7 protein-coding genes are annotated in these 8,715 nt (G+C 72.0%); 3 read left to right on the top strand and 4 right to left on the bottom strand.

Going from position 1 to position 8,715, the window contains the following annotated elements:
• Positions 1-382 precede the first annotated feature (382 nt).
• Positions 383-766, top strand: a complete 384-nt coding sequence (locus ACIG5E_RS38440) for a CU044_2847 family protein (protein ID WP_396541802.1) — start codon at positions 383-385, stop codon at positions 764-766.
• On the top strand, positions 763-5,265 hold the full coding sequence (locus tag ACIG5E_RS38435; protein WP_396541800.1) for a trypsin-like peptidase domain-containing protein: 4,503 nt from the start codon (positions 763-765) through the stop codon (positions 5,263-5,265). The genes ACIG5E_RS38440 and ACIG5E_RS38435 overlap by 4 nt, the downstream gene beginning before the upstream one ends.
• Before the next feature lie 49 nt (positions 5,266-5,314).
• Here ACIG5E_RS38435 and ACIG5E_RS38430 read toward each other — a convergent pair whose 3' ends face one another.
• Complete coding sequence (locus tag ACIG5E_RS38430) at positions 5,315-5,614, bottom strand: trypco2 family protein (RefSeq protein ID WP_396541798.1); 300 nt, start codon at positions 5,612-5,614, stop codon at positions 5,315-5,317.
• Positions 5,615-5,781: 167 nt separating this feature from the next.
• Between ACIG5E_RS38430 and ACIG5E_RS38425 the strand changes: the two genes are divergently transcribed.
• Positions 5,782-7,158 (top strand): peptidoglycan-binding protein, encoded by a 1,377-nt coding sequence (locus ACIG5E_RS38425; protein WP_396541796.1) that lies wholly within the window; start codon positions 5,782-5,784, stop codon positions 7,156-7,158.
• 159 nt (positions 7,159-7,317) lie between these two features.
• Here ACIG5E_RS38425 and ACIG5E_RS38420 read toward each other — a convergent pair whose 3' ends face one another.
• From ACIG5E_RS38420 to ACIG5E_RS38410, 3 genes are all read right to left on the bottom strand, one after another.
• Positions 7,318-7,653 carry a hypothetical protein gene (locus ACIG5E_RS38420; RefSeq protein ID WP_396541794.1) on the bottom strand — a complete coding sequence of 112 codons (336 nt, stop codon included), beginning with the start codon at positions 7,651-7,653 and terminating at the stop codon, positions 7,318-7,320.
• Positions 7,654-7,778: 125 nt separating this feature from the next.
• Complete coding sequence (locus ACIG5E_RS38415) at positions 7,779-8,306, bottom strand: hypothetical protein (protein WP_396541792.1); 528 nt, start codon at positions 8,304-8,306, stop codon at positions 7,779-7,781.
• 149 nt (positions 8,307-8,455) lie between these two features.
• Positions 8,456-8,715 (bottom strand): DDE-type integrase/transposase/recombinase (locus tag ACIG5E_RS38410; RefSeq protein ID WP_396541790.1); only part of this gene is annotated, 260 nt, incomplete at its 5' end.

The following is an 8,715-nucleotide window of genomic DNA, read 5'->3' as shown; positions in this document are numbered from 1 at the left end:
AAGGCCTCAGACTGCCGCCCACCACCAGCACGAGCACGGCCAACGACCCGCACGCCAGCCCCTCCGACCAGCACGTTCGAAGATGGCGAAGCTTCTATGCACCGGCCGCAACCTGATCACCCGAACGAGCCTGATGCGCGCGGAAGTTCGAGTGGCAGCCATGTCCCCCGGTTTGGGAATCGCTTCTAAGTCCAAGTGTTCACATATGAGTTGTTGGCGGTTACGCCCGTTCCGGGGGTGGTTTCGGAGACGGCCTTGTACGGTGATTGCACCGTTTCAGCCCGGCGTGGTTCGCGTGGGATTCGCGTCAGCCGGGTAGGTGGGAGCGGTACGGGGACAGGGACGCTCATGCATGGCGCTTGGAAGGCTCCGAGGGGGAGACATGGCGTATCTCGTTGAGCTGCCGATCGGTTCGGCGGACGGACGACCGATTGTCGTGAGGGTCGAGATCGAGCAGGCCGCAGAAGGCCTGGTACAGGTGGCCCGGCCAGGCCAGGTGGTGGCTCGCGCCACACGGTCACTGGGCGAGATGCTGGCGGGGGTCAGGCCGGTGGCGCAGAACTTCGTCGACGGTTTCCGTGGCATGGTCAATGCGCCGGACGAGATCGGGATCGAGTTCGGGCTGTCGCTGTCCGCGGAGGCGGATGTGGTGATCTCCAGCACCTCGGCCGTGGCGAACTTCAAGGTCTCGCTGACCTGGCGTCGGACCCCTGCCGACGACCCGGGCGGGGACGCCGAAACGGTCTCGGCGGTGCCCTCGTCATGACGGCGCCGGTTCCCGGGCCCATCGACGGAGTCGCTTCGAAGGCGTTGGACGCGGCGGTGCTGCGGATCCACGACGCGCTGAGCCGGCCGGTGGGCGCGGGTTTCCTGGTCACCCCCGAGCTGGCCGTCACCTGCGCACACGTCGTCTCGGCCGCTCTCGTCGGCCAGGCCGTCGAGCCTGGCGTCGGTGCCTGGGTCTTCGTCGACCTTCCGTTGCGGCCCGCACAGCCCGGCCCGGGGGCGCCGGGCGTGGCCGGGGTGATGGCGGTTGTCGAGCACTGGGCGCCTCGGCAGCCCGACGACAGTGGGGACGTGGCCGTGCTCCGGCTGGCGGCCCCGCTCGCCGGCGGTGTGCCGGTCCGGCCGGTGGAGTCACAGTCCGAGGACCACTGGGACGATCCCGTGCGGGTGTTCGGGTTCCCGGTCGGGCGCTCGGACGGGGTCTGGCACTCCGGAGTGCTGCGGGGGCGGCAGGGCAGCGGGTGGATGCAGATCGACCCCCGTCCCGGAGGCTACCGGGTGTCCGGCGGGTTCAGCGGCAGCCCGGTGTGGGACGAGCGGCTCGGCGGGGTGGTCGGCATGGTGGCGGTCGCCGAGGCCGGCGATCCCGCGGTGAGCTACCTGATCCCGACCGACGGCCTGATGACGGCCTGGCCGCAGCTGCGGGCCCTCGCGGTACCGCCGTCGCCGTTCCGCAGCCTGAAGGCCTTCGAGGAGTCCGACGCACAGGTCTTCTGCGGCCGTCAGACCGAGAGCGAGAACGTCGCCGTGCTGCTGGCCCGCGACCAGTGGGTCTGCGTGGCCGGCCCGTCCGGTTCCGGGAAGTCGTCGCTGGCCCTCGCCGGGGTGGTCCCCCGGCTCCGGGCGGCCGGGGCGTTGGCGATTGTCCTGCGGCCGGACTCCGGTGGCAGCCCGCTGTCGGCCCTGGCCGCCGCGCTGCTGCCCCTGCTGGAGCCGGAGCTGTCCGAGATCCAGCGTCTGGAACGGCTCTCCGCGCTGACCGCCCTGCTGGGCGCTCCCGCGGGCCTGGCCGATATCGCGCCCCGAATCCTGGAACGGCACGGAGCCACCCAACTACTCCTTGTGGTGGACCAGTTCGAGGAGCTCCTGGCACGCGGACCGGCCGCCGTCGACGAGTTCGCCGCCGTGTTGTTCACCGATGCCCTGCCGAACACGGTCCGCGTCCTGACCACCCTGCGGGCCGACTTCCTGGAGGCGGCCCTCGCCCACCCGCGTCTCGGGCCGGTCATCAGCCGTCAGGTCTACGCACTCGGGCCGATGAGCCGTGAGCAGCTGCACGAGGTCGTCACCGCGCCGGTCGATGCCATCGCCGGCGTACGGTACGCGCCCAACCTGGCCGAACGCCTCCTGGAGGACACCGGATCCGAACCCGGCGCCCTGCCCCTGCTCGGGTTCGCACTCGACCTGCTCTGGCAGCGCCAGACGGGCGGGCTGCTGACGCATCAGGCGTACGAGGAACTCGGCGGAGTGAAGGGCGCACTCGGCGCCTACGCCAACGGTGTCCTGAAGCGAACGGTATCGCCGCAGGACGAGCCGGTCGCAAGGCGCCTGCTCACCCAACTGGTGCGGATCCCGATGGGCACCATGTCGGCCACCCGCCGCACGGCGCTGCGCACCGAGCTCAGCGACGGCGAGTGGCACATCGCCCAACTCCTCGCCACCACCCGGCTGCTGGTCACCGCCCGCAGCGCCGAGGGCCTCGAGACGGTGGAACTCGCGCACGAGGCACTGATCAACGCCTGGGACACGCTGCGGGCCTGGGTCGAGGAAGACCGCTCGTTCCTGGCCTGGCGGGAGGTGCTCCGGCACGACCGGGAGCGCTGGGAGGGCAGCGGGCGCGACCGCGAGCTGCTGCCGACCGGGATCGCGTTGGCAGGTGCCCAGCCGTGGCTGCGCGAGCGGAACGGGTACCTGAGCGAGGCCGAACGCGACTACCTGGAGCGCGGGCGCCTCCACCGCCGGTCCCGCAGACGGCGGCGCCGGTCGGCGGTCGCGACGCTGTGCGTGCTCGCGTTGCTGGCCGCGACGGGCGTCGTGCTCACCGCTCGGGAGCGGGACGCCACCGCCCGCGAACGGGATGCCACCGCCCGGCAGACCGCGGCCGTCAACTCCAAGGACCTGGCCGCCCGCGCACAGGCGCTCGCCGCCGTCGATCCCGGACTGGCGTCCCAGCTCGCGGTCGCCGCGTACCGCACGTCCCCGACTCAGGAGGCCGGCTCCCGGCTCTACGACCTGCTCGGCCCGCTGCTGAACAGCGTCGTCGGCGAGACCGGGAACTCCTACTCGATCGTCGCGGCATCCGCACACGGCCCCCTGGTCGCCGCCGCAGGCGTGGACCAGAACCGGATACTGCAGATCTGGGACCTCGCAGACCCGGCCGCTCCACGCCTGCGCTCGACCATCAAGGCCGGCGGGGCCGGCATCGCCCTCACTCCGGACGGGTCCCACCTGGCTGCCGCCTGCGGCACCGGGGGCCTGTGCCTATGGAGCCTCGCCGACCCCGGGAAGCCCTCGATCGCCGCCCACCTGCCCGAGCAGATGAGCCCGGAGGAACCTGACACGATCTTCAGCTCCATGGCCACCAGCGCGGACGGTACCCTGCTGGCGGCCGCAGCGGGGAACGGTGACACCTTCCTGTGGTCCATCGCCCAGCCCTCGGCTCCCAAGGCCCTCCCCCGGCTACGCAATCCGACCGCCCAGGGGCCGAAGGCACTTGCCGCCGTCGCCTTCGCACCGCGCGGAAGCACGCTCGCCACCACCGTCCTGGGCGGTAAGACACAGGTGTGGGGCCTCGCCGACCCGGCCAACCCCGTCAGCCTCTCCTCCCAGGAGACCGGGTACAAAGCCATCATCTTCAGCCCCGACGGCAACCTGCTCGCCGCAGCCAGCGGCAGGGACGCCGGACTGTGGCGGGTCGGGGACCCTTCACGACCCGAGCCGATCGGCGTCGGCACCGCAGGCTCCATGGAGGCGAACATCAGCGCGGTGGCCTTCGACAGGGACAGCAACACGCTCGCCTTCGCCGGGACGGACACCAGCGACCCCAAGGGCGATCTCTGCTTCGCCTCCCTGTCCCCGGACACCACGTCCCTGGGTTACGCGGATTTCAGATGTACCAAGACCGCCGCCGGCACCATGACCATGACCGCCACCCCTGCCGGTGGACTGCTGACCGCAGACACCGACGGAGTGGTGCGCCGGTGGCGCTCGGCCGCCCGGACGGTCGACAGTGCCCGGCTTCCCGGAGGCCTCGCCTCCTGGGCCTTCAGCTCCGACGAACGCCTCATGGCCGCGCCTCAGCAGGAACCGCTGTCGTCGCCGCGCCCGCACACGCACTCCGTTGGGCTCTGGGATCTCTCCACCTCCGACGGCCCGACCCTCATCGCGACACTGCCGGTCTCCGCGCGGGGCGCCTCGTTCATCCGCACGGACGGCCTGCTGACCATCGGTTGGGACGGCGACGTGCAGCTGTGGAACGTCAGGAATCCGCACAATCCGGTCAAAGCCGCATCCCTGGGCACTGCCGCCTTCCCCGCCGTCCCGTCGGGGCTCGGCGACGTGATCCTCAGCTTCGGCGTCACCTCGGCCGACACCCGCAACCTCGTCGCGGTCATCAGCGGCGGGGCGCTCCACCTGTGGCGCGTCAGCGACGCCCTCGACGCCGTGGAGGTCGGCTCGATCCCCGCACCGGATGCGGACCGCCACGACGCCGGTATCCTCGGCCATGGCCGCACGGCCTACCTGGCGACCGAGACCGGCTTCGACTGGTGGGACATCAGCGACCCGGCAAAGCCCAGGCACGCGGGCTCCTCGACCGTCAGATCCCCGGAAAGTGCTACCGACTCCGCCGGCGCCTCCAACAAGGGCTCTGTCTTCTCCGACATCACCTCGACCGGCGCGATCGTGGCCGTCACGAGCACACCAGACACCACATGCAAGTGTGCGGCTCTGGAACTGTTCAACTTCACCGCCGGAGGCGAACCTGCGTCAAAGGCCGAGATGCCCGGGGCCTTCGGCAGCGCTCTGGGGATGAGCAGGCTCAGCCGCTTGCTCGCCACAGAGGGGAACAGCGGCAACACGGTGTCCCTCTGGGACATCAGCGACCCACAACACCCCCGCCCCCGGACGACCATCCAGACCGTGCAGGATGTCAAAGGCATCGAATTCGCCCGGACCGGCACGCTCATGGCCATCTGGAACAGCACCGCCCTCGAACTGTGGGACGTCCGCAACCCCGACAGCCCCGTCCTCGTCGCCCCCATCGCCAACCCGAGCAGCACCTCGATCCGAGCCGTCGCGTTCGTGTCGACTGGACCGACTCTCCTCGTCGCCTCCAGCCGGACCGTCGCCCTGCTCGACACCGACCAGGCCCACCTCGCCGCCCGCCTCTGCTCCTACAGCATGGGCTCCCTCACTCCCTCGCAGTGGCAGAGGTACGCACCCGAGGTCACCTACCGAGACCCATGCCCGAGTCGATAGGCCAAGTCCTTCCGATCGTACGGGTCTGGCGGGCACTCCGGGGGCGGCGTCACCGCTCCCCCCGGCGGGACTGCCCGGAGACCGTGGGCGGCAGGCCGGTGGCGGCCATCCGCGGATGGAGCGTGAGCCGGATGCGCTGGGTGTCGGTGTGGCCGCGCTTTCCGTCGCCACCCAGCTCCACGACCCAGAAGCGCACCCGGGCACCGCCTTCCGCCGACCGCTCCAGTGCCAGCGAGACCTCGAGCTCGACCTCGCCGAGCTCGAACTGGATCGCCCTCCCGGCACCCTCGGCCACGGCTTGCTCCAACTGGGCGCGCAGATCGCGGATGACGTCCGACAGCTCGATCACTGCTCACTCCCAAGGGGTGACGCGGATGGTGAACGGGGCCTCACTATAGTCGTCGGTCGGTCGTGCATGACGGCCCGCCAGAAAGGACAACTCCGGGCCATGGAAAGCATGTTCGGTGTTCGATGGGCCGGCTACGGCATTCGCCCGCGGTCGGCGGAGGCGCACCGGTGACGGGGCTGCGCGCCGACCGGGCCGCGGAGGTGATCGTCTGCCGGACCGCCGGCGGGGAGGAACGCGGGTCCGGCTACCTGGTGCGCGACGGCATGGTGCTGACCGCCGAACACGTCGTGCGCCGGGCGGCCGACATCCAGGTCCGGTTCGAGGCGGACCGGGCCACCGAATGGACCACACGGGCGCACGTGCTCTGGTCCGACGCCCGCTGCGACGTCGCCCTGCTCACCCTGGAGCGCAGCAGTGCGGGGCCCGGACGGCGAGTCAGGCCGGCCCGGTTCGGGGCGGTGCGCGAGACGGACACGGACCTGCGCAGCAGCGCGCTGGGCTTCCCGCTGTTCAAGCTCCGCGATGATCCCGGGGGCGCGACGCGCTACCGGGACTCCTGCCATGCCCGCGGGAAGATCGCGCCGTTGGCCGACCGCCGGGAGCGGACGCTGGAACTGCGGGTCCAGGAGCCCGAGCGGGATCCGGACTCCCGGCGTTCGCCCTGGGAGGGCATGTCGGGGGCCGCGGTATGGGCGCATGGCCGGATCGTCGGGGTCGTCACCATGCACCGCCGCGAGGAAGGCTTCGGCACCCTGACCGTCAGCCGGGCGGACGGGTGGCTGAGGACGGCCGACGAGGCCGGCCGGCAGGCGCTGCGCCGCGCCGGCGTGGTGGCGGCGTTGCGGCCGGCGGTGCCCTGGTGGCGCAACGGCCGGCTGCTCCTCGGGACGGGAGCGGGGACGCTCGCCCTCGCCCTGGCAGCCGGACTCGGTTGGGCCCGGCTCACGGAACAGCCGCCGCTGCGCTTCCAGATCGTGGGCACGTGCAGTCACGCCGGCCAGAAACTGGGCAACGAGTCGGCCGGCTTCAGGCCCGGTGGCCGCTACACCAACGAGATCCTCGCACCCAACGGCCAGGCGTTTCCGCTCGGGGCGTCCGGCGAGGGCGGCACCGTGGCGAAGGACGGCTCCGTGCACTGGAGCTGGCCCTGTGCGAGCACCGACGCCACGGGCACCTACCGGGCCCGGATCACCGACGAAGCGACCCATCGGCGCACCGGCTGGGTACCCTTCGAGCTCGGGCCACTGACGCCGTACACCTGCGCGTTCCGGCAGGAGAACGGTCTCTGGTACGCCGGGATCAGCCGAACCACGACCGCCCTGCTGACGTCCGGGGCGGACGACGCGGACGACGTCGCCGAGGCCCAGTGCCTGCTCCAGCGCCTGGGCTTCCCCCTCGGGGCACGGGACATCGACGGCCGGTACGGCAGCTTCACCCAGGATGCCGTGAGATCGCTGCAGACGCAGGGCGGGATCACGCCGGACGGGACCATCGGGCCGTCCACCTGGCAGGTGCTGCGCACCCGCACCCCGGCCGGCGGCTGACGGGCGCCGCCCGGAGCACCGCCGTGGCGACCGGGAAACCGCCGATCCGGGGACGAGCGCGAGGGCCCGCGCCGCGCGGTTGCGCGGGTCCGGGCCCTCGCGGGCTGCCCCGGCCGCCCCTGTCCGGACCCCGAGGCACCGGGGGAGCCGGTTGTCAGCTCATGTCGGCGGCGGGCGCCGTGCCGTCGGTGGCCAGGCCGTGCGGAGTGCCACGGCCGCGGCCTGGCACTCGGCGAGCAGCTGCGCCCGGCACGGCCCCAGCGGGCCGGCCGTGGCGGCGGCCGTCACCGGCGCGGCGGTGCGCGTGCCGGCTGCCCACCGGTACGCCTCCAGCAGGATCTGCTCGACCGTGTAGGTGGGGCACTGGTCGGTGTGCCAGATCTCGGTGATGCTCAGGTCGCGTTCGACCGCGGTGATGCGGATGTTGTCGGGGTCCGGTCCGGCGTGGCAGTCCTGTGCAGTCGAGGTGTCGGCGGATGTTAGGGCGATCGGCATGGGCTTCGGTCACAGGGCACCAGTTCCTTCCTGCCCGGCAGGCCGGGTGTGGGGCCCGGGCCGGGATCGCCCATCCAACGCCCACCGACCAGCAAGGTCAACACCTTTCACCAGGGAACGGACCGTCAGAATCGGCTGCGCCGCACGACGGGCCGAGCGGGCCGGGCCGGCTCGGTGCCGCGCAGGGCGAGGGCCGCGGTGCGGGTGCGCTCCAGCCAGCTCACGACCTGGCGCAGCGTGGCGGGGTCGAGGGTGCGGGTGAGGTCGCGGACGGCCTGGCGGTCGTCGTCGGTCAGGTTGTAGAGGCCGGCGCGGTCGAGTGCGGTGTAGAGGGGCTGGGCGACGGTGCCGGCGAGGCGGCGGTGGGCGGCGTCGGTGGTCTGGCGGGCGCGAACGGCGGCCTCGCGGGCGCACGCGGCGACGTCCCGACTGTGACACTGACGACGCAGCGCGTTCTGAAGAACGGTGTCGTGGTCGGGGTCGTAGCGCTCGGCCCCGGTGGCGGCGGTGTGGTCGTGGATGCGCTGCCACTCGGCACGGATGGCGGCCGCGGTGACGAAGGCGCTCTCGTGGCCGGCGTCGGCGTGCCGGTCGGCGCAGCGTTCCTCGAACTCGGCCTGTTGCAAGACCTGCTGGATGTTCTCCAGGGTCATTCCGGCGGCCCGGCGGCGGATCCGGCTGGGGAGGTCGCCGAGCAGCCCGTGCTCCTGGCCGTCGAGCTCGTCCTCGTCGTGGGGGCGCTGTCACGTTGATGAGGGCGTGTCCGGCTGAGGGTGTGTCGGGGTGCGGTGGGGCGCCTGGGTCAGGCCGCGGTGGGCAGGCCGGTGGTCTCGGTGACGTGGTCCCAGATGGTGAAGCGGAGGGTCATCTCGAGTCGGTGTCCGGCGGCGGTCAGAAGGTGGCGTCGGGGTCGGAAGTGGGGTGAGATGCCGCTGAACGCGGACAGGAACCGTTGCGCGGATCCGGGTGAGCGGAAGCCCTTCATGGCGCGTTCGCGTTGGCGGGTGGGCTGGTGGGAGTTCTCGGCCCGGTTGTTCAAACCCTTGTGGGAGCGGTGCTCCA

Source organism: Kitasatospora sp. NPDC053057 (assembly GCF_044546945.1).
GTDB lineage: Bacteria > Actinomycetota > Actinomycetes > Streptomycetales > Streptomycetaceae > Kitasatospora.
The sequence above is the reverse complement of the archived record's forward strand: the minus strand, read 5'-3'. Positions and strand labels throughout refer to the sequence as shown.